Here is a 23,210-nt window from a genome sequence, read left to right on the forward strand (position 1 = left end):
CGACTGGCTCTACTCATTTGGAAAGAGCCATTCAGTTGGTTTAGGCATCTTAGTCAGAGCGAGTGTTTCAGCATGTCTTTCAAGTATCTTTTTAAACGTAGCCCCCTAAGTGTGGCAGTCAAAGTGTCATCCCTCGGCCTTCTGCTGGGTGTTGCAGTACAGAGCCAGGCTAGCCAGGAAGTGGTTGCCCCTGGCGAGTCCAAAGTGATTGAAGCGGGAGAAGACGTAAAGAACTGGGCGCTGCAAGCCGGCTCCAGCTTGGCCGTCAACGGTGCAACGACCGGTTCGATCCGCGCCCTTGGTGCGCAATTGGCGGTGAATAGTGGCAGCACCGTGGAGCGCATTGTTGCCCAGGAAGGGTCCACGGTGACCATCAGCGAATCAACCGTTAAATCCGCAGCGCCAGGGGCTTCGGCCATGGAACTGACCAATGGCTACGCGGCTATTTCCGGCAGCCATCTGGAAAGTGCTCAATCCATCGGCCTGGTGCTCAACCGCTATACCTCGGCCCCCGTTGGTTCCCGTGCCGATGTCAGCAACAGCACGATCATCGGCCGGCAGGCCGGCGCCTCGGCGACTCAATTCAGCGAGCTGCTGTTGCGTGACTCGCTGGTGCAAGGGACTGCTGCAGGCAGCGCTGGTGTCTCGTTGATCGGCGGTTCGGCGTTTGCCCAGACCAGCACCCTGGTGGGGGACCAGAATGGCGTGCGGTTCACTCGCGCCGCAGGGATTACCGAGGATGGCGTGCTGGTTCTGGATCAGTCGACGGTCGAAGGCAAGACCGGCGCAGCGATTCTGGTGGCCGGGTTGCCTGGCCGGGTACCTACGGCAACCATCGAAGTGAACAACGGTTCGCAGTTGATCGGCGGCAATGGCAACCTGCTGGAAGTGACCGGCGGCGCCACAGCCAACATGACGGTCAACAACAGCCATTTGAACGGCAATGTCATCGTCGAAGCAGGCAGCCATGCCAACCTGGGTTTGCAGAACCATTCGTCATTGACCGGGGTGTTGTTGAACGTCAGCAGCCTGAGCATTGGCGAGGGTTCATTCTGGGACTTGACCGGCGATAACCTGGTTGGCGACCTGGATCTTGCCGGCGGCACGGTGAAATTCGGTGCAACTGATGCGTTTTACCAGTTGAACCTGGATACCCTCAGCGGCAACGGTACGTTCGTGATGGGCGCTGATTTTGCTGCCGGCCTGAATGACTTCTTGAATATCAGTGGGGACGCCACGGGGCAACATCAGCTGTTAGTCGCCAGCAGTGGCGTTGAACCGGTGTCACCCGGTGACGTCCACATTGTGCATACCGGTGGCGGCGATGCTGAGTTTTCCCTGGTGGGGGGGAGTGTGGATCTCGGCGCCTGGTCCTATGGGCTCAAACAGGAAGGCAACGACTGGTTCCTCGACCCATCCGCACGTACCATCAGCCCGGGCACGCGTTCGGTGCTGGCCTTGTTCAACACCGCGCCGACCGTGTGGTACGGCGAGGCGAGCTCACTGCGCAGCCGCATGGGTGAGTTGCGCCACAACGACGCGCTGGCCGGTGGCTGGATCCGCAGTTACGGCAACAAATACTCGGTGTCCGATGCTAGCGGTGTGGGGGTCAAACAGACTCAGCGCGGTTTCTCCCTGGGGGCTGATACACCGTTGAGTGAGGACAGCCAATGGTTGGTCGGTGTAATGGCGGGGCATAGCACGTCGAACCTGGACCTGAGCCGTGGCACTTCCGGTACGGTGAAGAGTTACTACGCAGGTCTTTACGCGACCTGGATGGATGCCGATAGCGGGTATTACTTTGACGGTGTGGTCAAGGCCAACCGTTTCGAGAACGACACCGAGGTTGCCATGAGTGATGGCGTCAAGGCCAAGGGCAACTACGCAACCAACGGCATTGGTGCGTCGGCGGAAGTGGGCCGCACCATCAAACTGGACGACGGGTTCTTTGTTGAACCGTTTGCCCAAGCGTCGACAGTGATGGTCAAAGGCAAGAACTTCGAGTTGGACAACGGCCTGCAAGCCAAGGGTGAAAACACCCACTCACTGCTGGGCAAGCTCGGTGTGACCGTAGGTCGTGATTTCATCATGGACGATGGCAGTGTTGTCCAGCCGTACCTGCGTACCGCAGTGGCCCACGAGTTCGCCAAGGACAACAAAGTCTCGGTCAACGGCCATGCGTTCAACAACGACCTGTCGGGTTCACGTGCCGAATTCGGTGCGGGTGTGGCCGTGTCGCTGTCGCAGCATCTGCAGTTGCATGCTGATTTCGAACACAGCAAGGGCAAGCATGTGGATCAGCCCTGGGGTGTTAACGTCGGCGTGCGTTACAGCTGGTAAAGGGTTGTGCAGCACCCAAAAAGGAAGCTTCGGCTTCCTTTTTGCGGTTCGGAGCAGGGCACCTGTGCGGGATAGTGACGTTCATCCCAGGCTGAACAACGCCGTGATGGTGGTTATCGGGTTACCGTCGTCACGAGTGCGGATGTCGTCCAATCCACCTGCCACGTGACTATTGTTCGGGTCCACGGTTACCAGATCAATCAGACCGCTGGCACCGTATCTGAGGATCGGGTTATTCAAACTATCAGTCGAATAGGTCAGCCTGATATTCGGATGGTCCTCCAGTTTGTAGAGACCTTTCGAGTACGTGTCGGGAAACGCCAACTGGATTTTATGGGTGACACCGTTATCGTCGACCCTGCTGCCGGAAAGGGTCCATCTGCCGCCAGTATGGGTGATGGAGAATATTTTGGCGGTGAAGTCCTCCCCATCGACTTTACCCTTGAAGTGTGGAACGGCGATACGTGATTCTTGTGCGCTCGGTTGTTGAATGACTGACATGAATGCATCTCCTCTGCTTTTGTGATGGCCTCCCCAGGCTCAAGGCTTGGATAGAGGCGTAACGGACGTGTCGATAGGTTCAGGGTTTGCGTTTTAACGAGACATCATCAAAGAAGACCGCGCCATCGATCCCGATCATGAGGACAGTGAGCGCCGTAGTACCGGCGGGCATCACAAACTCACGTGTATGGGAAGTCCAGTCGGACGCGTCCACGCGGATTTCCGGAAATACACCCGACGGGGCTAATTCGAAGCGGAAGAAACCGTGCCCGCCAAATAATACTTGCGTGCGAAAAGACAATTCATAGGTGTTCCCACCGGTGACCGCGATGGTCTGTCGGGCGCGGCCGTTCAAAGAAGCCTCAAAGGTATTGCCATCAAAGTGGGCTCGCGAGCCGCCTGGGGATCCGGTGGTGTCCCAGTGAGTGCTGTTGGCAGAAAAATCACCATTGAGCACCAACTCGGGCGTGGGCACGGTGCTCGTGTCCAGGATCAGGTTCAATTCGTCGACACACACTTCGCCCTCTGTTCCGATGACGCTCACCGTGATGTTGGTGGTGGCAGGGGGAGTGGTGAAGCTGATTTGCCGACGGGTCCAGAGGTGGAAGTCATTAAGGTCCAGGCGTGCGCCGACACTGGGCTGGTCGGCCTGGATCAGGAGCTCGCCTCTGCCTTTGAAAAGGACTTGGCTCCAGAACTTCAACAGGTAGGTGGTTTCTGCACCCGCGCTGATGACTTGAGAGGTCTGACCATTGAGCACCCGGCAATACTGGCGCGAGTAGTCCACGGTGTTCAGTGTGGTCCATTCGGCGCCATACCTGCTGAAGCTGCCATTACGCATCAGGTTGTTGACCCGCGTGTTTTGCCCAGGCATATACGTTTCTCCGACGACTCCCTGTTTGTGAGGCTATTGCGCGCCATAACCAGGACCTTGGCAACTGTCAGAACTAACAGGTTGCGGCTGCCATTCGTCGGATTCGATGTGCTGTTACAGGAGTACCCCCAGCCACGCGGAAGCGACTAATAACAGCGCCATGCACCTGTTGAACCGTTGCAATGCCGTGGCCGAACGAAGCGCCCGGCTCGACCCCGCGCCAAGCACTGCCCATACCCCGAGGCACGGCAAAGAGACCAGGAAAAACACTATCGACAGGCTCAGCACATGCGCCTGACGCCCCTCTCCCTGCCCGGCGAACACGCTGACCACCGCCAACGCCATCATCCACGTCTTGGGGTTGACCAGTTGCAGGCCGGCCGCACCGATCATGCCCAGGCGCTTGTGTGCAGTATCGGTCTCGAGGGCGTGGGCCGGTGCGCTGAAGATCTGCCAGGCCAGGTAGCTCAGCCAGGCGATACCGATCCATTGCATGGCGGTCTGCACACGTGGCAACTGGACCAGTGATTCACCGAGGCCTGAACCCACCGCCAACACAATCCCGGCCGCACCGGCACAGGCTCCGAGGATGATCGGGAGTGCTGCCCGCAGGCCATAACGCGCGCTGTTGCTCAGCACCAGGATATTGGTGGGGCCGGGGGTAATGGAGGCAACGAAGGCAAATAACAGGAAGGGCAGTAACGGGGAGGACATGCTGGGGACTCCAGTGAATCATTCAGTGGCGTCCATCCTCACAAGCCTGTGCGTTAACTGTCTGGAAGATTTGAGCAGCGCTTGCGGTACGCGGCCGGTGTCATGCCGTAGGCGCGCACGAACCAGCGGCCCAGGTGACTTTGATCGGCAAAGCCCAGGGCAATCGCCATATCCGCCGGTTGCTCGCCCTTGGCCAACAAATGCCGGGCACGGGCCAAGCGCAGTTGTACGAGGTAGGCATGCGGCGGCAGGCCGAAGGCGCTCTTGAACGCGCGGGTCAGGCGGAAGCGGTCGACGCCACAGGCTACGGCCAGTTCGTCCATGCCGACGTCTTGATGCAAGTGGGCATGCAGGTATTCGCGGGCCTTATGGGCGACCAGTGGCAAGCGTGGGTCGTCACGGTAGCGCGCGCGCCACGCCAGGTGACCGGTGAGGCGCTCCAGCAATTGGTCCATGGCACGCTGGCGCACGATGCGCACTTCACCGCTGTGCAGCGTCTGGAACGCCTGGCTGGTGGCGATGGCCAGGCGTGAATCGCTGGTCAAGGTCGTGGCAAAACCCAGTTGGCTGTTGAGCGGCGCCTCTTCGAACACCGCACTCACTTCCCGCGCCAGCCACTGCGGGTCGAGGTACAGCATGTGGTAGGTAAAACCGTCTGCCGTGGGCGCGTCGCCGTCATGCAATTCACCGGGTTCCACCAGGAACACCTGGCCGGGCACGCTGTTGTGCCGGGTGCGACGGCAGTTGAACTGCTGCACGCCTTGTTCGGTGACGCCGATCAGGTAGCTGTCATGCCAGTGCGGGTCGTAGGCGTGGCCCTCGAAATGCGCGCGCAGGGTCTCGATGCCGGTGTCGGCGTCCTGGGATAAATCGATCCAATTGTGCGCGGCCATAAACCACCGAGACGGAATGTGTAAGGGTATTAGCGCCCACCGACACCTGAGCGTCTAGAAGGTTTGTGCAGCCTAGCCGAACAGCCCGGCGGCGATGTTGATCGAGAACCCCAGGATCGCCGTATTGAACAAAAAGCCGATCAGCGACTGCCCCAGCACCACCTTGCGCATGCCGCGCGTGGCGACGCCGACGTCAGAGGTTTGCACCGCCACGCCGATGGTGAAGGAGAAATACAGGAAGTCCCAGTAGTTCGGCGTCAACAGCCCTTCGGCAAACCGCAACGCTGGCTCCTTGCCATTCCAGGTGTAATACAGGCGGGCGTAATGCACGCTGAAAATCACCCCGATCAACAGCCATGAACCGATCACCGTCAGCCCGGTAAACCCGTAGTGCAGCAGGCGCTCGGAAGTGGCCAGGTCTTTGCTGCCCACCAGTTCGAAGGTGATGGTGGCCAGGCTCGCGATGGCGGCGATGCACACCGTGAACAGCACCAGCCCGGCGTTTTCGTCCTCGATTTCGGCGATGCGCTTTACATCGTCGGCCCTGGCACGGCTGGTCAACCACAGCATCAGTACCAGGTAGGTCCAGACCCCGGCGTTCCAGCCGATGAGGATTTTGCTGGCGAGGGTGTCGGCCGGTGCCAGGATGCCTACGGCAAGGCCGAGTACGGCGGCGGCGGAGAGGCGAGGGTGGGTGCGGGCGAGGAAGGGCATGGCGGCTCACAGAGGGTTACCTGTGAGCACCTTAGCGCATTTTTTGTGGCGAGCGGGGCAAGCCCGCTCGCCACAGTTACAGTGTCCCCCAAAAACCTTAGCGCTTTTTGCGCACCAGTTTCATGACCACCACAAAGAACACCGGCACAAACACCACCGCCAGCGTCGCGGTGATCATCCCGCCGATCACACCCGTGCCGATGGCCTGCTGGCTGGCCGAGCTGGCACCGGTGGCAATCGCCAATGGCACCACGCCGAGGATAAACGCCAGCGAGGTCATGATGATCGGCCGCAACCGGAGCCGTGCGGCTTTCAGGGTGGCGTCGATCAGGTCTTCGCCCTGGTCATACAGGTCCTTGGCGAACTCGATGATCAGGATCGCGTTCTTCGCCGACAAGCCGATGATGGTGATCAGGCCGACCTTGAAAAACACATCGTTGGGCATGCCGCGCAAAGTCACCGCCAGCACCGCGCCGAGCACGCCCAACGGCACCACCAGCAACACCGACGTCGGGATCGACCAGCTCTCATACAGCGCCGCCAGGCACAGGAACACGATCAGCAGCGACAGGCCCAGCAGGATCGGGGCCTGGGCGCCGGACAGGCGCTCCTGCAACGACAACCCGGTCCACTCCTGGCCCAGGCCCGCCGGCAGTTGGCTGACCAGGCGCTGGATTTCTTCCATCGCCTCGCCGGTGCTATGCCCCGGTGCCGCCTCGCCGGAAATGGCGATGGCGGGGTAGCCGTTATACCGCGTCAGTTGCGCCGGGCCCTGGGTCCATCTGGCGACCACAAACGCCGACAGCGGCACCATCTCCCCGGATTTGTTGCGCACGTTGATTTTCATCAAATCCGCCACCTGGCTGCGCTGATCGCCTTCGGCCTGAACCACCACGCGCTGCATACGGCCCTGGTTGGGGAAGTCGTTGATATAGGCCGAACCGATGGCTGAAGACAGCACATTGCCCACATCGGCAAACGAGACGCCCAGCGCGTTGGCCTGCTTGCGGTCGACTTCCAGCTGCACTTGCGGCGCCTCGGCCAGGGCACTTTCGCGCACGTTGGCCAGGATCGGGCTTTTTTCGGCCGCGGCGAGCAACTCGGTACGTGCCGCCATCAACGCCGCATGGCCAACACCGCCACGGTCCTGCAGGCGGAACTCGAAACCGCTGGAGGTGCCCAGGCCATCCACGGGAGGCGGCAGGACCGCATAGGCGATCGCGTCCTTGAGCTCGCTGAAGGCCATGTTGGCGCGGTCGGCAATCGAGGCGGCGGAGTCATCGCCGCCGCGTTCGGACCAGTCCTTGAGCGTAGTAAACGCCAGCGCGGCGTTTTGCCCGGAGCCGGAGAAGCTGAAGCCCATGATCATGGTGGTGTCACCCACCCCCGGTTCCTCGGCGTTGTGCGCTTCGATCTGCTCGGCCACCTGCACCGTGCGGTTCTTGCTCGCACCCGGCGGCAGCTGGATGTCAGTGATGGTGTAGCCCTGGTCTTCCACCGGCAGGAACGAGGAGGGCAGGCGACTGAACATCAGCCCCAGGCCCACCAGCAGCACCAGGTAGATCAGCAGGTATCGCCCGCTGCGCTTGAGGGCATAGGCCACCCAACCCTCGTAGCGGTCGCTGAGTTGCTCGAAGCGTTTGTTGAACCAGCCGAAGAACCCGCCCTTGGCATGGTGCTCGCCCTTGGCGATCGGTTTGAGCAAGGTGGCGCACAGGGCCGGGGTCAACGTCAGGGCAAGGAACGCCGAGAACAGGATTGAGGTGGCCATCGACAGCGAGAACTGCTGGTAGATCACCCCCACCGAGCCGGCCATGAACGCCATCGGCAGGAACACCGCCACCAGCACCAGGGTAATACCGATGATGGCACCGGTGATCTGGCCCATGGCTTTCTTCGTCGCCTCCTTGGGCGACAGGCCCTCGGTGACCATGATCCGTTCGACGTTCTCCACCACCACGATGGCGTCATCCACCAGAATACCGATGGCCAGCACCATGCCGAACATGGTCAGCACGTTGATCGAGAAGCCCAGCAACAGCATGGTGGCGAAGGTGCCCATCAGCGCGATCGGCACCACCAGCGTCGGGATCAGCGTGTAGCGCACGTTCTGCAGGAACAGGAACATCACCGCAAACACCAGCGCCATCGCTTCGAGCAGGGTATAGACCACCTTGGTGATCGAGACCTTGACGAACGGCGAGGTGTCGTACGGGATCTTGTACTCTACATTGGCCGGGAAATAGCGCGACAGTTCATCCATCTTCGCCCGCACCAGGGTCGCGGTGTTCAGCGCATTTGCGCCCGGTGCCAGCTGCACGCTGACGGCGGTGGACGGCTTGCCGTTCAGGCGCGTGGAGAACTGGTATTCCTGGCTGCCGATTTCAACTCGCGCCACATCGCCGATGCGTACGGTGGAGCCGTCCGGGTTGGCCTTGAGCACAATGTCAGCGAACTCCGCCGGCGTGGACAGCTGGCCCTTGACCAGGATCGCCGCCGTGATTTCCTGGGTCTTGGTGCCCGGCAAATCGCCGATGCTGCCAGCGGAGACCTGGGCGTTCTGCGCGCTGATCGCGGCATTCACGTCGGCCGGTGTGAGGTTGAAGCCGATCAGCTTCTGCGGGTCGATCCAGATGCGCATGGCGCGTTCGGCACCGTACAACTGCGCCTTGCCCACCCCGTCCAGGCGCTTGAGCTCGTTCATCACGTTGCGCGCCAGGTAATCGCTGAGCGCCACGTCGTCGAGCTTGCCGTCACTGGAGGTGAGGGTCACCAGCAGCAGGAAGCCGGCGGAGACTTTCTCCACCTGCAAACCTTGCTGGGTCACGGCCTGGGGCAGGCGCGGCTCCACCGCCTTGAGGCGGTTTTGCACATCGACCTGGGCCATTTCCGGGTTGGTGCCGGGTTGGAACGTGGCGGTAATCGTCGCCGAGCCCAGGCTGCTCTGGGATTCGAAATACAGCAGGTGATCGGCGCCGTTGAGCTCCTGCTCGATCAGGCTGACCACGCTTTCATCCAGGGTCTGGGCCGAGGCGCCTGGGTACACCGCGTAGATTTCCACCTTCGGCGGCGCAACGTTGGGGTACTGGGCCACCGGCAATTGCGGGATGGCCAACAAGCCGGCCAGCAGGATAAACAGGGCGACCACCCAGGCGAAGATCGGGCGGTCAATAAAGAACTGCGGCATTGTCAATGATCCTTATTGGCCGGAAGCCTGGGCGAGGGGCGTGGGGCTGTCATCGACCTGGACTTTTTCACCGGGGCGCGCGTGCTGCAGGCCTTCGACGACGATACGGTCGCCGGGTTTGAGGCCGTGGCTGACGACCCAACGGTCATTGACGACCGCCCCCAGCTCTACCGGCTGCTGGCTGACGGTCTGCTCGGCGTCCAGCAGCAACACCATGGGGATGCCGGCGCTGTCGCGGGTGATGGCGCGTTGCGGCACGCTGATGCCTTGTTTGTCGACAGCCTGCTCCAGGCGTACCCGCACGAAGCTGCCGGGCAACAGGTCGAGGTCCGGGTTGGGGAACTCGCTGCGCAGGATGATCTGCCCGGTGCCCGGGTCGACGCTGATCTCGGCGAACAGCAACTTGCCTGGCAGCGGGTAGAGGCTGCCATCGTCCTGGATCAACGTGGCCTTGGCCTGGTCCTGGCCGACCTGCTTCAAGCTGCCGGCGCGGAAGGCGCGGCGCAGGTCGTTGAGCTCGCGGGTGGACTGGGTGAGGTCGGCGTGGATCGGGTCCAGTTGCTGGATGATCGCCAGGGGCGTGGCTTCGTTCTGGCCCACCAGTGCCCCTTCGGTCACCAGGGCGCGGCCGATGCGCCCGGAAATCGGCGCGGTCACGGTGGCGTAGCCCAGGTTCAACCTGGCGCGCTCGACGGCGGCCTTGTTGGCGGCGACTTCGGCGTTGGTCTGGCGCACGGCGGCGCGGGCGTTGTCGTAGTCCTGGCCGCTGATGGCGTTGCCTTCCACCAATTGGCTGTAGCGCTGCTCTTGCAGGCGCGCCTGGAACGCATTGGCCTCGGCCTTGCTCAGGTTGGCCTGGGCACTGTCCAGGTCAGCCTTGAACGGTGCCGGGTCGATGCGAAACAACACATCGCCCTGTTTGACGTCATGGCCTTCCTTGAACACCCGTTGCATCACCACCCCGGCGACCCGTGCGCGCACTTCGGCGATGCGCGGCGCGGCGATACGCCCGCTCAACTCGCTGGTGATGGAGAGAGGCTTGGCCTCAAGGGTTTCGATGCGCACTTTGGCTAGGGGCACTTCCGGCGCTTGCGCGGCGGATTTGTCACAGGCACTCAGGGCCAGCGTCAGGGCCAACAGGCAAAATGGCGCAAACAGATTCTTCGACATGCTCTTATCCCAATATTGACTGGCGCATCCTAAGGGCACCTGCGTCGCGGTGCTGTGAAGCTGTGTAGGTCGTCTGTGAAGAAATGTAAGGTGCGGCGCGCGGGGCGCCGAGGGCGTATATCCTTGCACAATCCTGCAACACATCAACGAACCGCATTATTTGGAAACACCATGCCCAACATCCTCCTGGTGGAAGACGACGCCGCACTCTCCGAGCTGATTGCCAGCTACCTGGAACGCAATGGCTACCACGTCAGCGTGCTCAGCCGGGGCGACCACGTCCGCGAACGCGCGCGCCTCAACCCGCCGGACCTGGTGATCCTCGACCTGATGCTGCCCGGCCTCGACGGCCTGCAAGTGTGCCGCCTGCTGCGCGCCGATTCGGCGGGCCTGCCGATCCTGATGCTTACCGCCCGCGATGACAGTCACGACCAGGTGCTGGGCCTGGAAATGGGCGCCGACGACTATGTCACCAAGCCCTGCGAGCCGCGCGTGCTGCTGGCGCGGGTGCGCACCTTGCTGCGGCGCAGCAGTCTGTCCGAGCCTCAGGTGGCCAGCGACCAGATCCTGATGGGCAACCTCTGTATCGACCTGTCGGAACGCACCGTGACCTGGCGCGAGCAGGCGGTGGAGTTGTCCAGTGGCGAATACAACCTGCTGGTGGTGCTGGCCCGGCATGCCGGCGAGGTGCTCAGCCGCGACCAGATCCTGCAACGCCTGCGCGGTATCGAGTTCAACGGCACCGACCGTTCGGTGGACGTGGCCATCTCCAAGCTGCGCCGCAAGTTCGACGACCACGCCGGTGAAGCGCGCAAGATCAAGACCGTGTGGGGCAAGGGCTACTTGTTCAGCCGTTCCGAGTGGGAATGCTGATCGATGTTTCGTGTGCTGCTGCGTCTTTACCTGATCACCATCGTCACCTACAGCGCGGCGATCTTCCTGATTCCCAAGCTGGTGATCCAGCTGTTCGAGCACCGCTACCTGGACTACAACGTCGAGCAGTCACGGGGCATGCAGAAGCTGATCGTCAAGCAGTACCTGCGCGCGCCGGTGGAGCGCTGGTCCCAGGTGACCGAGCAACTGGGCAGTGACTTCGCGCCCCTCAAAGTGCAATTGCTGTTGCGCCAGGACGCCAGCTACACCGCGCAGGAAGCGAAACTGCTGGAGCAGGGCAAGCCGGTGATTCACCTGGGGGAGTGGGGCTGGATGGAGGACATCAGCTCGCCGCTCAACGAGCAGTTCGTGGTCAAGCTCACCGTTCCGCCGGACCCGCTGGACATGAACCTGTTGTACTGGTCGATGAACGTGCTGATCGGTGCGGCGTTGCTGGCCTGCCTGCTGTTCTGGCTGCGCCCGCACTGGCGCGATCTCGAACGCCTGAAAAGCACCGCTACGCAACTGGGCAAGGGCAACCTGGCCGAGCGTACACAGATCCCGTCCAGCTCCAACATCGGCAGCCTGGCGGCGGTGTTTGACACCATGGCCGACGACATCGAACACCTGCTCAACCAGCAGCGCGATCTGCTCAACGCGGTCTCCCACGAACTGCGCACACCGCTCACGCGCCTGGATTTCGGCCTGGCCCTGGCGTTGTCGGAAGACTTGCCAGAAGCCAGTCGCGAACGCCTGCATGGCCTGGTGGCGCATATTCGTGAGCTGGATGAATTGGTGCTGGAGTTGCTGTCCTACAGTCGCCTGCAAAACCCGGCGCAACTGCCGGAGCGCGTGGAAGTGGTGCTCGATGAGTTTATCGACAGCGTGCTGGGCAGCGTCGATGACGAACTGGAAAACCCCGAGATCGTCATTGATGTGGCCCTTGATTGCACCGTGGAACGCGTCAGCCTCGACCCACGCCTGACCGCCCGCGCCTTGCAGAACCTGCTGCGCAACGCCACGCGCTACTGCGAAAAGCGCATTCAGGTGGGGGTCAAGGTCTGCGCCAAAGGCTGTGAAATCTGGGTGGATGACGATGGCATCGGCATTCCGTTGGACCAGCGTGAGCGCATCTTCGAGCCGTTCTACCGCCTCGACCGCAGCCGCGACCGCGCCACGGGTGGCTTTGGCCTGGGCCTGGCGATCAGCCGGCGCGCCATGGAAGCCCAGGGCGGCACCCTGACTGCATTGGCCTCGCCGTTGGGTGGCGCGCGGTTCCGGGTGTGGCTGCCTAACGTCGCCTGATCAGAGCACCTTGACCGCACGGCCGATCGCCTGGATCGGTCCTGTGGGTTTACCGGTGGGCGAGCCACGCGGGTCTTCCAGGGTCAGTTCGAACAACTGGTTGGGCGCCAGCGGCGGCAGTTTGTCCAGCGGCACCGAGAGGGTTTGTCCCGGCTTGACCAGCCCCAGGGACACCGGGCCTTGCCAGCCATCGCCCTTGGTCCAGAACTGCAAGGCCTTGTCCGCCGGCACTTCCATCACGCCCAATGGAATCAACTGGATCTGCTGATTATTGCTGGCCTGGATCACCCAGCCCGGTGCCTGGTTTTGCGGCGCCACCAGCACCACCACAAAGCTGGGGGCCAGGGCCGGAGGGCGGGTCAGCAACAAGGCCGCCAGCACCAGCGTCGTCACCAGCCCCGCACCCGCCAGGCCCCGCCACAACGCCAGCAGGTTCCACCACCCTTCGCGGGGTTGCGCAGGGGCGAGGTTGCGCTGGATCCGCCGCCACAGTTCAGCGGAGGGCGGCACCGGTTCTGCCAGCACTGTGAGGGGTAACAGGCGCTGCTCCCAGGCGTCCACCGCCGCACGCAATTGCGCATCGTGCGGGAGGCGTTGTTCCACCTCGGCGCGCTGTTCGGCCGGCAGGGTGCCCAGTACGTATTCGCTGGCCAGTTCGTCGAGTGTTTCGTTCATGCCATGCACTCCCGCAGCGCGGCGAGGCTACGTTTGATCCAGGCCTTGACGGTCCCCAGCGGGGTGCCCAGTCTCGACGCGATTTCGCTGTGGGAATAACCGTCGACATAGGCATGCAGGATGCAGTTGCGACGGGCCGGGTCGAGTTGTTGCAGGCAGGTGTGCATCAAGCCTGCGCGTGCGGGGAATTCAAAGGTGTCGTGAGGCGCGGCGAGCTGTTCATGTTCCTCGCCCAGTGCCACCTCGCGATGGTGGTTGCGCACGTGGTTGAGGGCCAGGTGCCGGGTCACACTGAACACCCAACCCCGCGCCGAACCGCGCGACGGGTCGAAACTGCCGGCGCCGTGCCAGATCTTCATAAACGCGTCATGCACGACGTCTTCGGCCAGGGCTTTGTCCCGCACGATGCGCAACGCCACACCGAGCAAACGGCTGCTGTCCTGCTCATACAGCTGGCGCAGGGCACGTTGCTCGCCAGGGGCACAGGCCGATAGGCAGGCTTCATAATCAAAATGGGCGTCAGGCAAGGCCACGTACTTCCACCGCTGTAATAACGATAACCACCCCACTGTAGGAGCCGGCTTGCCGGCGAAAAACGCAAAGGCACCGCGTTTATGCTGGTGCCCCGCGTTATCGTTGACGTCCATCGCCGGCAAGCCGGCTCCTACAGTGTGGCAGCGTAGCGCAGTTTGCTCAGTTGGCCGCCCAGAAAATGTAGTCGGCCTGGTACTTCACCACTTCCTGCTTGCCCTTGTTGGCGGTGGTGCACTCGGTGCTCGGTGCCACGCCACCTTTGAGCGCGACCCGCTGGATGTAACTCACACCGCTCATCGCGCCCTTGCCTTCGGCCGGGTTGGCCTTGACCAGTTGATAGGGCAGGTTACCCGCACCCGAGGGAGCGACGGCGAGCTGGGTGCCGGTGATTTTCGAGCCGTCCTTGGCCTGCCAGGTTGCCGGTGGGCCGAAGTAGGTGCCCACTTGTTTGCCGCTGCGGTCATTCAGCACGGCCTTGGGACCGACGAAGGTCCATTCGGTCTGGCCGGCGGCGTTGGCCTTGTCGCGGCACTCGTAGGTGATTTCGCCGATGCCGGTGGTTTCCAGTGCCACCTTGTGGCCATCCGGCACCTTGATGCTGTCGGGCAAGCCGGCCTGGGCGAAGGCGGCGGGGCTGGCGATGAGCAAACCGGTGAAGCAGAGCAGGGCTTTAGCGTTCATGGGTAGTTCTCCATTCAGTCAAACAGCGGGGTTACTGAAAGGACTACCCATGACGCGCACGATTGGATGCAGCGATTAGAAAATAAATGATTGAAGGCGCACACTGTGCCCCCGCTTTACCCGAGGAGAGATTGGCAATGACTGGTGTTCACGCGTCTGCTCAACAAGGTTTCTCTACTCAGGCCGCTACCTACGCACAAGGGCGGCCGAATTATCCCCGGCAACTCACCGGCTGGCTCACGGATGTACTCGGCGTCGATGCACATTCATTAGTCGTCGACCTGGGCGCCGGCACCGGCAAGTTCACGCGCCTGCTCAGCACCCTGGCGCCGACGTTGATCGCCGTCGAACCGGTGCAGGCCATGGGCGCGCAGTTGACCCGGCTGCTGCCGGATGTGCGCCTGGTCAACGGCACCGCCGACGCCATTCCCCTGGAAACCGCCAGCGCTGACGCGGTAGTCTGCGCGCAAGCCTTCCACTGGTTCTCCACCCAGGCCGCGCTGGCGGAAATCCATCGCGTGCTCAAGCCCGAAGGGCGCCTTGGGCTGGTGTGGAATGTGCGTGATGAGTCGGTGGATTGGGTGGCGGCCATCACCGCGATCATTACGCCCTACGAGGGCGACACCCCGCGTTTTCACTCCGGGCGTTGGCGCGAAGCGTTCAACGGCGAGTACTTTTCCGACCCCGCAATGACGTGCTTCCCCTATAGCCACGTAGGCAGTCCCCAGGAAGTGATCATGGATCGCTTCCTCTCCGTGAGCTTTATTGCCGCATTGCCTGAGGCTGAAAAAGCCCTTGTGACCGAACAGTTGCGTGGCTTGATCGCCACCCACCCGGCGCTGAAGGGCCGCGACACGGTAGCCTTTCCTTATCAGACGCAAGCCTATGTCTGCCGGCGACTGCCATAAAAGGCATAAAGTCAGATCATATTGATATAAGTCGTTATAAGAAAAATCGCTATCCTGCGGCCAGAATTTTATAAGGCCGCAGGTAGCTTTGATGGAAGTGGGTAACTTTGGTTTTGTAATTGCGGGCCTGATCGTTGGTTTTATCGTGGGGATGACCGGTGTCGGCGGGGGGTCGCTGATGACCCCGATCCTGTTGTGGTTCGGCATCAACCCGGCCACGGCCGTGGGCACTGACCTGCTGTACGCTGCCATCACCAAATCCGGTGGCGTGCTGGTACACAGCAAGAACAAGAACATCGACTGGACCATCACCGGCTGGCTGACCCTGGGCAGCGTGCCTGCGGTGTTGCTGACCCTGTGGTTTCTCGCCAGCCTGCACACCGACCCCAGCGCCATGAACGCGGTGATCAAGCAGGCCCTCGGCGTGGTGCTGCTGCTGACCGCCCTGGCGATCCTGTTCAAGCAGCGCCTGTTGGCGTTCGCCCAGCGCCATGCGGGCGATCACTACCATATGAACCCGCGCAACCTGAATGCGTTGACCGTGGTGACCGGCGCGGTGCTGGGGACCATGGTAGCGCTCACCTCCATCGGCGCCGGCGCCCTCGGCACGGTCGCGTTGTTTATCCTCTATCCGTTCCTGGCCACGCGCCGCCTGGTCGGCACCGAGATCGCCCACGCCGTGCCCCTGACCCTGGTGGCGGGCCTGGGCCATGCCGGCATGGGCAATATGGACTGGCACCTGCTGGGCTTTCTGCTGATGGGGTCGCTGCCGGGTATTTACTTCGGCAGCCACATGACCGGCAAAGTCCCGGACGGCGTACTGCGCCCGTGCCTGGCGATCATGTTGATGACCATCGGCTACAAATTGGCCTTCTAACGGCATACGCCCCTCCCACAGTTTTGACCCCGCTCAGCCTCAGGCTTTCGCCGGGCCATTACCGATCTGCCACACAAACGGCGGCTCCGTGCCGTTTATCACCCAGTCCCCCACGATCCGCGCCTTGTAGATCACCGGGTTGTGTGACGACACGGTCCGCGCATTGCGCCAATGGCGGTCCAGGGACTTGCCCTGGCGCACATCCGAGGCCCCCAGCGCGTTGAACAACTCACTGGTGGCGCGCTGGATCAGCTCCGACACCACCACCTGCGCTGTGGCCGACTCGATTTCGGCCGCCACGTTGGCTTCGCGCTCGACACCCTCATCCCCACCGAACCGTGCCAGGTACGCCCGTTGTGCCGGCACCGCAGCCTTCAACGCGCTGGCTTCGGCGGCGTAGACCAAGGCGGCGACTTCGCCGACCACCTGCTGGATTTGTGCATCCTGGCTGACATGCTGGGCATTGCCGTGGCTGTAGATGCGCTTGCGGCTGCGCACTTGGTGAGCCACATCGCGCAACGCGGCACGGCCGATACCGGCGAGGCTGGCTAACAGTACGAGCTGGTAGAACGCGGTCTGGTATTTGAAGCGGGTCGCAAAGTCGATGACGTTTTCTGCCTCCACCACCGCATCGGTAAAGCGCGAAGTGCCGCTGCCCGTGGTGCGCTGGCCAAAGCCATCCCAGTCATCGCTATGCACCACGCCGGGTTGGCGCGCGCGGGTGGCGGCGATCACATCGCCGCCGGTGTCGCTGCGTTGGGCGTACACGTCGATCCAGTCAGAGAAAATGCTGCCGGTGCTGTAGAACTTTTCACCGTTGAGTTTCCACTGATCGCCGTCCGGGCTGACCTGGGTGACAACGTCGCCGATGGCCACGGCGCCGATTTCAGTCCAGGCGCAGCCGACGATGTCGCCGTCGACGAAGCGCTTGAACCACAGGTCGCGGCCGGCACTGGGCGGCGCATTCAGGCGGTCTTCGGCAAAGGCGAAATGCCCGCGCAGGGCCTGGGGCACGTTGGAGTCGGCCTCGGCCAGTTCGATCAGCAGTTCGAACAACTGCGGCAGCGACGCACCGCCACCGCCATATTCCACCGGCACCCGCACCGCGCCGAAGCCGGCCTCCTTGAGCCACTGGATCGGCTCATGGGGCAGGGCGCGGGTTTGCTCGCGTTCCACCGCGCCAGCGGCGATGCGCTGGAAAATCGGACGAAAGCGTGCCGCCAGCGTGGGGTAGTCGACGCCGACAGACAGCGGGTTGATAACGTGGTGTTCGGTCATGAGCAAGGCTCCGGGGCAGTGATCGGTGCTGGGAGTGATTGCACACTCCGTGCCGGGTGCCAGGCCCAATGTTTACGGGGGGATGCACGCTGTTTACTGTTGCTCCAGCAACAGCAAACCGACAAAGCGTTGCAATCCCTGACATTGGCATTCCAAGCTTCCCAGCCCCGAATTCGTGTCGCAACCCTTGTGGCGCGGGCGTTTGCCTGCGCCTGGCACGCTTGCTGCTCAACCCCTCAGTACATTCCTTAGTGCGAGGTACCGTTCGATGAGTCAGCAAGCCGTGAAATTTGCCTATTGGGTGCCCAACGTCAGCGGTGGGCTGGTGGTCAGCAAGATCGAACAACGCACCCACTGGGGCATTGACTACAACCGCAAACTGGCGCAACTGGCCGAGGAAGCCGGCTTCGAATACGGCCTGACCCAGATCCGCTTCACCGCCGGCTACGGCGCCGAGAACCAGCATGAATCCGTGGCGTTCAGCCATGCATTGCTGGCGGCGACCACCAAGCTCAAAGTCATCGCTGCGATCCTGCCCGGCCCGTGGCAACCGGCGCTGGCGGCCAAGCAACTGGCGACCATCGACCAGCTCACCAACGGCCGCATTGCGGTGAACATCGTCAGTGGCTGGTTCAAGGGCGAGTTCCAGGCCATCGGTGAACACTGGCTGGAGCACGACGAGCGCTATCGCCGTTCCGAGGAATTCATCCGCGCCCTCAAAGGCATCTGGACCCAGGACGACTTTACCTTCAAGGGCGACTTCTACCGTTTCAACAACTACACCCTCAAACCCAAGCCGCTGGGCCAGCCGGAAGTGTTCCAGGGCGGCAGTTCACGGGCCGCGCGGGACATGGCGGCGCGTGTGTCGGACTGGTATTTCACCAACGGCAACACCCCGGAAGGCATCAAGGCCCAGGTCGATGACATTCGCACCAAGGCTGCCGCGAACAACCATTCGGTCAAGGTCGGTGTAAATGCATTCATCATCGCCCGCGACACCGAGGAAGAAGCCCGCGCCGTGCTCGCGGAGATCATCGACAAGGCCGACCCGGAAGCCGTGAATGCCTTTGGCGACGCGGCCAAGCAGGCCGGCAAGGCGTCCCCCGAAGGCGAGGGCAACTGGGCCAAGTCCAGCTTTGAAGACCTGGTGCAGTACAACGATGGCTTCAAGACCAACCTGATCGGCACCCCGCAGCAGATTGCCGAGCGCATCGTCGCGCTCAAGGCCGTGGGCGTGGACCTGGTACTGGCGGGCTTCCTGCACTTCCAGGAAGAAGTGGAGTACTTCGGCAAACGTGTGTTGCCGCTGGTACGCGAGCTGGAAGCCAAGGCCGGGATCAAGCAGGTGGCCTGACCAAGGTTTTTTCCAGGCGCAGGGCAGGGGTGTGGTCTGCGTAGTAGTCGTTGACCACGGCGAAGCGCCGGTAGCCATTGCGTTCATACAACGCCAAGGCGCCGGGGTTGTCGGTGCGCACCTCCAGGCGCAGGTGCGCGCACCCGTGCGTCACCCCGCAGGCCTCGACATGGCTGAGCAACTGTTTGCCCAGTCCGAGGCCGCGTGCGTGGTCGGCAACGGCGATGGAATACAGGCGCGCCAACCGGCTGCGACGGCGAAACAGCACCAGCGCGTAACCAAGCAACTGCCCGTCCTGTTCCGCCACCAGCAACTGGCCATGGGCGCGGCCGATCATCCAGTGAAAACTGCGCGATGAGAGCCGGTCGCTGCTGAAACACTGGTGTTCCAATGCGACTAATGCCGGTACATCGCCGGGTAATGCAACGCGAGAGAAAAGAGCCATATGACCGCCGTAAAAGTTGCGTAACGAAACGAGACTTCTCTAAAAGATCGTGCTTAATAGAAAAGGTCGAGTTCTCTAAAGCGGATCAAATATTATGTCGGCGGTACAAGGTCATTGGCGTGAAGTATCCGAGCAAAGTGTCGCGGCGACAATAACTTCGAAGGGATTTTTTTCGGTGCCGCCTCGAAGTAACAGTCAAGTGCTGATCATTGTTGAACGCAAGGAAGATTGGGCCTCCTACTTTCCCAGCGAAGACATCGTCACCGCCCAGGAATACCTGGAGCAAACCTGGCAGAACGACACAGGCAAGCGTGTGCAGGTGATCAACCTGTGCCGCAGCTACAAGTACCTGGGGCACGGCTACTACTGCTCGTTGCTGGCTGAAGCGCGCGGGCACAAGGTGATTCCCTCGGTGCGCACCATCAGCGAACTGACTAAGAAGTCGCTGTACGGCCTGGCGCTGGATGACTTGGATAAAACCCTTGATAAAGCCTTGAGTCATCACCTCTACAGTAATACCGAAGGGTTTACCCTGACACTCTACTTCGGCAGGACCAATATAGAACCGTTGCAGGAATTGGCCCGTCAGTTGTTTGAAACCTTTCCCAGCCCGATTCTCTTAGTTGAATTCAGAAAGAACAACGGTTGGCATATCGAAGGGGTGAAGTCCGGCGTACTGCACAAGTTGCGCGACGACCAGGAAGATCAATTCGCCCATGCCCTTGATAACTTCAGCCGCAAGATCTGGCGCCAACCCCGTTCACGCCGCCTGGCCCGTTATGACCTGGCGATCCTGCACGATCCACAGGAGCAGTTGCCACCGTCCAACGCCCGGGCCTTGGAGAATTTCATCCGCGTGGGCAAGGGCCTGGGCATTGATGTGGAGCTGATCGAGCGCAAGGACTACGCGCGCCTGGCCGAATACGACGCCTTGCTGATCCGCGAGACCACCAGCGTCGACAACCATACCTATCGCTTCGCGAAGAAAGCCGAAAGCGAAGGCCTGGTGGTGATGGACGACCCCGCCTCGATCCTGCGCTGCACCAACAAGGTCTACCTCACCGACCTGCTCAACAGCCATCACCTGGGCATGCCCGCCACCGAGATTCTCTACAAGGAGCGACCGGAAGATTTCGAACGGGTCGGCGAGCGCCTCGGGTTTCCGCTGGTGTTGAAGATTCCCGACGGGTGTTTCTCCCGTGGCGTGATCAAGGTCGAAAGCCAGGAAGCCTTGCTCAAGGCCACCGCCGAGTTGTTCGAGCATTCGGTGCTGCTGCTGGCTCAGGAATTCTTCTACACCGAGTACGACTGGCGCATCGGCGTACTCAACCGCAAACCGATCTTCGCCTGCCAGTACTTCATGTCCAAGGGCCACTGGCAGATCTATAACCACAAGGCCATCGGCCAGGCCATCAACGGCGAATGCCGCACCCTGGCCGTCCATGAAGCGCCCAAGGCGGTGGTGGAACTGGCGGTGAAGACCGCCAACCTGATCGGCGACGGCCTTTACGGTGTGGATCTCAAGCAGTCCGGCGACAAGGTGGTAGTGATTGAGGTCAACGACAACCCCAACCTCGATGCCGGCATCGAAGATGCCTACTTGCAGGACGACCTGTACAGCCTGGTGCTGGAAGAGTTCGTGCGGCGCCTGGAGTTGAAACGCCAGGGCCAGGTCTGGTGACGCGCGATGATTCAGCGCTTTGAACTGACCGATGGAAAGCTGCGCAGCGGGGATAGCGATGCGGCCCCGATCCTGTTGTTCAACAACCCCGACCTGGCCGAGCGCGAGTGGCTGCGCGATCACCACAAGCTCGACGAGCACGCGTTGGCGTCGGCGCTCGACCCGGACGAAGTCTCACGCATCGAATTTCACCCCGACAACCTGTTCCTGATCTGGAAGCGCCCGGAGAACTATTCCGGTGGCGGCAACCTGGTGTTCGAAGTGGCGTCGTGCGGCCTGCTGTTTTCACCCGGCCGCCTGCTGGTGATCGCCACCGATGAAACCCCACTGAGTGGCCTGGGCCAGCGCCGGCCGTTGCACACGCCGCTGGACGTATTGCTTGACCTGCTGCTCAACAACATCCACCACTACCTGGGCCACCTCAAGGTGATCAAGCTGGTTGCACGGGAGTTGCAGCAGCAGTTCAACGCGTCCATGAGCAACCATCACCTGATGCAGATGTTCAGCCTCAGCGAAAGCCTGATCTATTACATCAACGCGCTGCACAGCAACGGCGCCGTGCTGTCGCGGCTGCGCAACCATGGGGAAAAGGAGCACTTCAGTGCCGAGATCCTCGGCCTGATCGATGATCTGATCATTGAGAACCATCAGTGCTACAAACAGGCCGAGATCTATTCCAACGTGTTTTCCGGGCTGATCGATGCGCGCGGCAACCTGATGAACAACAGCATGAACAACCTGTTGCGCAAGCTCACGCTGATCAACGTGGTGTTCCTGCCGCTCAACCTGATCGCCAGCATTGGCGGTATGTCGGAGTTCAGCATGATGACGGCGGGTACGCCGTGGTGGGTGTCGTACCCGTTGTTCCTGGCTGCGATGGGGTTGGGGGCAGGTTTGATGGTGCTAGTGCTCAAGCGGATGGCGGGCGCGACGATGTGAAGGTGGCGATGCATCAGGCACGCCTCTGCGCCTGGTTTGGGGCTGCTGCGCAGCCCAACGCGGGACAAGCCCGCTCGCCACAGGTTATTCGCCTGGCTGTGTTTGCAGGGTCAGCACTTCAAAGCCATCCGCCGTCACCGCCACGGTATGTTCCCACTGCGCCGACAGGCTGTTGTCCTTGGTCACTACTGTCCAGCCGTCTTTCAGGCTGCGCACCTTGGAACTGCCCTGGTTAAGCATCGGTTCGATGGTAAACACCATGCCTTCGCGCAATTCCAGCCCGGTACCGGGACGGCCGAAGTGCAGGATTTGCGGCTCTTCATGCATCTGCTTGCCGATGCCATGGCCGCAGTATTCACGCACCACGCTGTAGCCATTGGCCTGTGCATGGCTCTGGATCGCATGGCCGATATCGCCCAGGCGCGCGCCGGGCTTGACCTGGCGGATCCCGGCCCACATCGCCTCAAAGGTCATTTCCACCAGGCGCCGCGCCTTGGGGGCAACGTTGCCGATCATGTACATCTTGCTGGAGTCGGCGATAAAGCCACCTTTTTCCAGGGTGATGTCGATGTTGATAATGTCGCCGTCCTTGAGGATCTCCTTGGCGCTGGGCATGCCGTGGCACACCACCTCGTTGATCGAGGTGTTGATGGAGAACGGGTAGTCATATTGTCCGAGGCTGGCGGGGCGGGCCTGCAGATCGTTACGGATGAAGGCTTCGACGGCGCTGTCCAGCTCCAGGGTGGAACGGTCGGCGGTGACAAACCCGTCGAGCATGTCGAACACTTTGGCCAGCAGGCGCCCGGATTCGCGCATGACAGCCAGTTGGGCGGCGGTCTTGATCATCAGCTGCGCCCCCGGATCAGGTCGGGCTTGTCCAGCAGCAGTTTGTTGATCAACTCGTGGTAGGGCAGGCTGGGGTTCAGTTCGGCGAGCAGGCCGACCTTGATCCAGAACTCGGCCTGGGCGTTGATGGAGCGGTCCATGGCCGCACTGGCCAGACGGAGTTGTTCGTGCAGTTGGTCGCTGATCTTGACGATGCCCATGGTCTTCACTGTAGTGGCGGGATATACGAATCGTATATGTTTCGTATGCTGCCAGTAAACAGGATGTTGACTTGATCCGGATGGCCGGTTAATTTCCTGGCATGACTTATCAAGCCTTCCGCAGCCAGCCAAGCATTATTACCGCCATTCCTCACATGGCGGGATAGCACACGGCTGCACCCAAACCCGCCTTAGAGGCGGGTTTTGTTTTTCCGTCTCCA

21 protein-coding genes and 1 pseudogene are annotated in these 23,210 nt (G+C 61.6%); 8 read left to right on the plus strand and 14 right to left on the minus strand.

The genetic code is table 11. The annotated features are described in order from the left end of the window. Positions 1–72: 72 nt before the first annotated feature. Positions 73–2,340: an autotransporter outer membrane beta-barrel domain-containing protein gene (locus J1G35_RS20400; protein ID WP_223015855.1), complete on the plus strand. Its 2,268-nt coding sequence runs from the start codon at positions 73–75 to the stop codon at positions 2,338–2,340. An 81-nt stretch (positions 2,341–2,421) separates the two neighbouring features. On the opposite strand, the gene J1G35_RS20405 is transcribed toward J1G35_RS20400, so the two are convergent. From J1G35_RS20405 to J1G35_RS20435, 7 genes are all read right to left on the minus strand, one after another. Then, a complete protein-coding gene (locus tag J1G35_RS20405; RefSeq protein ID WP_223015856.1) occupies positions 2,422–2,841 on the minus strand; it encodes a hypothetical protein in 420 nt (139 codons plus the stop codon). Between the two features lie 79 nt (positions 2,842–2,920). Beyond that, on the minus strand, positions 2,921–3,715 hold the full coding sequence (locus tag J1G35_RS20410) for a hypothetical protein (protein WP_223015857.1): 795 nt from the start codon (positions 3,713–3,715) through the stop codon (positions 2,921–2,923). A gap of 114 nt (positions 3,716–3,829) precedes the next feature. Then, the gene (locus J1G35_RS20415) at positions 3,830–4,429 is read right to left on the minus strand and encodes a LysE family translocator (protein ID WP_223015858.1); all 600 of its coding nucleotides are present in this window, start codon (positions 4,427–4,429) and stop codon (positions 3,830–3,832) included. Positions 4,430–4,482: 53 nt separating this feature from the next. Then, complete coding sequence (locus J1G35_RS20420; protein ID WP_223015859.1) at positions 4,483–5,322, minus strand: AraC family transcriptional regulator; 840 nt, start codon at positions 5,320–5,322, stop codon at positions 4,483–4,485. A gap of 72 nt (positions 5,323–5,394) precedes the next feature. Continuing rightward, complete coding sequence (locus tag J1G35_RS20425; RefSeq protein WP_053135146.1) at positions 5,395–6,036, minus strand: DUF1345 domain-containing protein; 642 nt, start codon at positions 6,034–6,036, stop codon at positions 5,395–5,397. A gap of 97 nt (positions 6,037–6,133) precedes the next feature. Next, positions 6,134–9,223 (minus strand): efflux RND transporter permease subunit, encoded by a 3,090-nt coding sequence (locus J1G35_RS20430; RefSeq protein WP_053135150.1) that lies wholly within the window; start codon positions 9,221–9,223, stop codon positions 6,134–6,136. Positions 9,224–9,235: 12 nt separating this feature from the next. Then, a complete protein-coding gene (locus tag J1G35_RS20435) occupies positions 9,236–10,393 on the minus strand; it encodes an efflux RND transporter periplasmic adaptor subunit (RefSeq protein ID WP_223015860.1) in 1,158 nt (385 codons plus the stop codon). Between the two features lie 171 nt (positions 10,394–10,564). On the opposite strand from J1G35_RS20435, the gene J1G35_RS20440 reads away from it, so the two are divergent. Together J1G35_RS20440 and J1G35_RS20445 are read left to right on the plus strand one after the other, a co-directional pair. After that, complete coding sequence (locus J1G35_RS20440; protein ID WP_053135156.1) at positions 10,565–11,266, plus strand: response regulator transcription factor; 702 nt, start codon at positions 10,565–10,567, stop codon at positions 11,264–11,266. A 3-nt stretch (positions 11,267–11,269) separates the two neighbouring features. Continuing rightward, positions 11,270–12,571, plus strand: a complete 1,302-nt coding sequence (locus J1G35_RS20445) for an ATP-binding protein (RefSeq protein WP_053135159.1) — start codon at positions 11,270–11,272, stop codon at positions 12,569–12,571. On the opposite strand, the gene J1G35_RS20450 is transcribed toward J1G35_RS20445, so the two are convergent. The 3 genes from J1G35_RS20450 to J1G35_RS20460 form a co-directional block, all read right to left on the minus strand. Next, the gene (locus tag J1G35_RS20450; RefSeq protein ID WP_223015861.1) at positions 12,572–13,246 is read right to left on the minus strand and encodes an anti-sigma factor; all 675 of its coding nucleotides are present in this window, start codon (positions 13,244–13,246) and stop codon (positions 12,572–12,574) included. Continuing rightward, positions 13,243–13,773 carry a sigma-70 family RNA polymerase sigma factor gene (locus J1G35_RS20455; RefSeq protein WP_223015875.1) on the minus strand — a complete coding sequence of 177 codons (531 nt, stop codon included), beginning with the start codon at positions 13,771–13,773 and terminating at the stop codon, positions 13,243–13,245. The genes J1G35_RS20450 and J1G35_RS20455 overlap by 4 nt, the downstream gene beginning before the upstream one ends. Positions 13,774–13,939: 166 nt before the next feature. Further along, positions 13,940–14,461, minus strand: a complete 522-nt coding sequence (locus J1G35_RS20460) for a DUF3455 domain-containing protein (RefSeq protein WP_053135166.1) — start codon at positions 14,459–14,461, stop codon at positions 13,940–13,942. Positions 14,462–14,598: 137 nt separating this feature from the next. Between J1G35_RS20460 and J1G35_RS20465 the strand changes: the two genes are divergently transcribed. Further along, positions 14,599–15,369, plus strand: a complete 771-nt coding sequence (locus tag J1G35_RS20465; RefSeq protein ID WP_223015862.1) for a class I SAM-dependent methyltransferase — start codon at positions 14,599–14,601, stop codon at positions 15,367–15,369. Positions 15,370–15,460: 91 nt separating this feature from the next. Continuing rightward, on the plus strand, positions 15,461–16,246 hold the full coding sequence (locus J1G35_RS20470; RefSeq protein ID WP_027606416.1) for a sulfite exporter TauE/SafE family protein: 786 nt from the start codon (positions 15,461–15,463) through the stop codon (positions 16,244–16,246). 39 nt (positions 16,247–16,285) lie between these two features. Here the strand turns inward: J1G35_RS20470 and J1G35_RS20475 are convergent, their stop codons facing one another. Continuing rightward, positions 16,286–17,524, minus strand: a complete 1,239-nt coding sequence (locus J1G35_RS20475) for an acyl-CoA dehydrogenase family protein (protein WP_223015863.1) — start codon at positions 17,522–17,524, stop codon at positions 16,286–16,288. A 268-nt stretch (positions 17,525–17,792) separates the two neighbouring features. Between J1G35_RS20475 and sfnG the strand changes: the two genes are divergently transcribed. Beyond that, positions 17,793–18,878, plus strand: a complete 1,086-nt coding sequence (sfnG, locus tag J1G35_RS20480; RefSeq protein WP_032886892.1) for a dimethylsulfone monooxygenase SfnG — start codon at positions 17,793–17,795, stop codon at positions 18,876–18,878. On the opposite strand, the pseudogene J1G35_RS20485 reads toward sfnG, so the two are convergent. After that, positions 18,874–19,323, minus strand: a pseudogene (locus tag J1G35_RS20485) (GNAT family N-acetyltransferase); the annotation flags it as partial. The gene sfnG and the pseudogene J1G35_RS20485 overlap by 5 nt on opposite strands. 94 nt (positions 19,324–19,417) lie before the next feature. On the opposite strand from J1G35_RS20485, the gene J1G35_RS20490 reads away from it, so the two are divergent. Together J1G35_RS20490 and J1G35_RS20495 are read left to right on the plus strand one after the other, a co-directional pair. Further along, the gene (locus tag J1G35_RS20490) at positions 19,418–21,004 is read left to right on the plus strand and encodes a RimK family protein (RefSeq protein WP_262417352.1); all 1,587 of its coding nucleotides are present in this window, start codon (positions 19,418–19,420) and stop codon (positions 21,002–21,004) included. A gap of 6 nt (positions 21,005–21,010) precedes the next feature. Continuing rightward, the gene (locus tag J1G35_RS20495; RefSeq protein WP_053135181.1) at positions 21,011–21,943 is read left to right on the plus strand and encodes a magnesium transporter CorA family protein; all 933 of its coding nucleotides are present in this window, start codon (positions 21,011–21,013) and stop codon (positions 21,941–21,943) included. Between the two features lie 84 nt (positions 21,944–22,027). On the opposite strand, the gene map is transcribed toward J1G35_RS20495, so the two are convergent. Both map and J1G35_RS20505 read right to left on the minus strand, forming a co-directional pair. Next, positions 22,028–22,789, minus strand: a complete 762-nt coding sequence (map, locus tag J1G35_RS20500) for a type I methionyl aminopeptidase (RefSeq protein ID WP_223015866.1) — start codon at positions 22,787–22,789, stop codon at positions 22,028–22,030. Then, positions 22,789–22,989 carry a ParD-like family protein gene (locus J1G35_RS20505; RefSeq protein ID WP_027606410.1) on the minus strand — a complete coding sequence of 67 codons (201 nt, stop codon included), beginning with the start codon at positions 22,987–22,989 and terminating at the stop codon, positions 22,789–22,791. The genes map and J1G35_RS20505 overlap by 1 nt, the downstream gene beginning before the upstream one ends. Positions 22,990–23,210: the final 221 nt, after the last annotated feature.

The sequence above is a fragment of the Pseudomonas sp. SH10-3B genome (assembly GCF_019891415.1).
Classification (GTDB): Bacteria; Pseudomonadota; Gammaproteobacteria; order Pseudomonadales; family Pseudomonadaceae; genus Aquipseudomonas.

Excerpts from the sequence above, each read along its gene's own strand:
- J1G35_RS20400 (WP_223015855.1), top strand. The coding sequence starts at position 73 with ATGTCTTTCAAGTATCTTTTTAAACGTAGCCCCCTAAGTGTGGCAGTC.
- J1G35_RS20405 (WP_223015856.1), bottom strand. The coding sequence starts at position 2,841 with ATGTCAGTCATTCAACAACCGAGCGCACAAGAATCACGTATCGCCGTT.
- J1G35_RS20410 (WP_223015857.1), bottom strand. The coding sequence starts at position 3,715 with ATGCCTGGGCAAAACACGCGGGTCAACAACCTGATGCGTAATGGCAGC.
- J1G35_RS20415 (WP_223015858.1), bottom strand. The coding sequence starts at position 4,429 with ATGTCCTCCCCGTTACTGCCCTTCCTGTTATTTGCCTTCGTTGCCTCC.
- J1G35_RS20420 (WP_223015859.1), bottom strand. The coding sequence starts at position 5,322 with ATGGCCGCGCACAATTGGATCGATTTATCCCAGGACGCCGACACCGGC.
- J1G35_RS20425 (WP_053135146.1), bottom strand. The coding sequence starts at position 6,036 with ATGCCCTTCCTCGCCCGCACCCACCCTCGCCTCTCCGCCGCCGCCGTA.
- J1G35_RS20430 (WP_053135150.1), bottom strand. The coding sequence starts at position 9,223 with ATGCCGCAGTTCTTTATTGACCGCCCGATCTTCGCCTGGGTGGTCGCC.
- J1G35_RS20435 (WP_223015860.1), bottom strand. The coding sequence starts at position 10,393 with ATGTCGAAGAATCTGTTTGCGCCATTTTGCCTGTTGGCCCTGACGCTG.
- J1G35_RS20440 (WP_053135156.1), top strand. The coding sequence starts at position 10,565 with ATGCCCAACATCCTCCTGGTGGAAGACGACGCCGCACTCTCCGAGCTG.
- J1G35_RS20445 (WP_053135159.1), top strand. The coding sequence starts at position 11,270 with ATGTTTCGTGTGCTGCTGCGTCTTTACCTGATCACCATCGTCACCTAC.
- J1G35_RS20450 (WP_223015861.1), bottom strand. The coding sequence starts at position 13,246 with ATGAACGAAACACTCGACGAACTGGCCAGCGAATACGTACTGGGCACC.
- J1G35_RS20460 (WP_053135166.1), bottom strand. The coding sequence starts at position 14,461 with ATGAACGCTAAAGCCCTGCTCTGCTTCACCGGTTTGCTCATCGCCAGC.
- J1G35_RS20465 (WP_223015862.1), top strand. The coding sequence starts at position 14,599 with ATGACTGGTGTTCACGCGTCTGCTCAACAAGGTTTCTCTACTCAGGCC.
- J1G35_RS20470 (WP_027606416.1), top strand. The coding sequence starts at position 15,461 with ATGGAAGTGGGTAACTTTGGTTTTGTAATTGCGGGCCTGATCGTTGGT.
- J1G35_RS20475 (WP_223015863.1), bottom strand. The coding sequence starts at position 17,524 with ATGACCGAACACCACGTTATCAACCCGCTGTCTGTCGGCGTCGACTAC.
- sfnG (WP_032886892.1), top strand. The coding sequence starts at position 17,793 with ATGAGTCAGCAAGCCGTGAAATTTGCCTATTGGGTGCCCAACGTCAGC.
- J1G35_RS20490 (WP_262417352.1), top strand. The coding sequence starts at position 19,418 with ATGTCGGCGGTACAAGGTCATTGGCGTGAAGTATCCGAGCAAAGTGTC.
- J1G35_RS20495 (WP_053135181.1), top strand. The coding sequence starts at position 21,011 with ATGATTCAGCGCTTTGAACTGACCGATGGAAAGCTGCGCAGCGGGGAT.
- map (WP_223015866.1), bottom strand. The coding sequence starts at position 22,789 with ATGATCAAGACCGCCGCCCAACTGGCTGTCATGCGCGAATCCGGGCGC.
- J1G35_RS20505 (WP_027606410.1), bottom strand. The coding sequence starts at position 22,989 with ATGGGCATCGTCAAGATCAGCGACCAACTGCACGAACAACTCCGTCTG.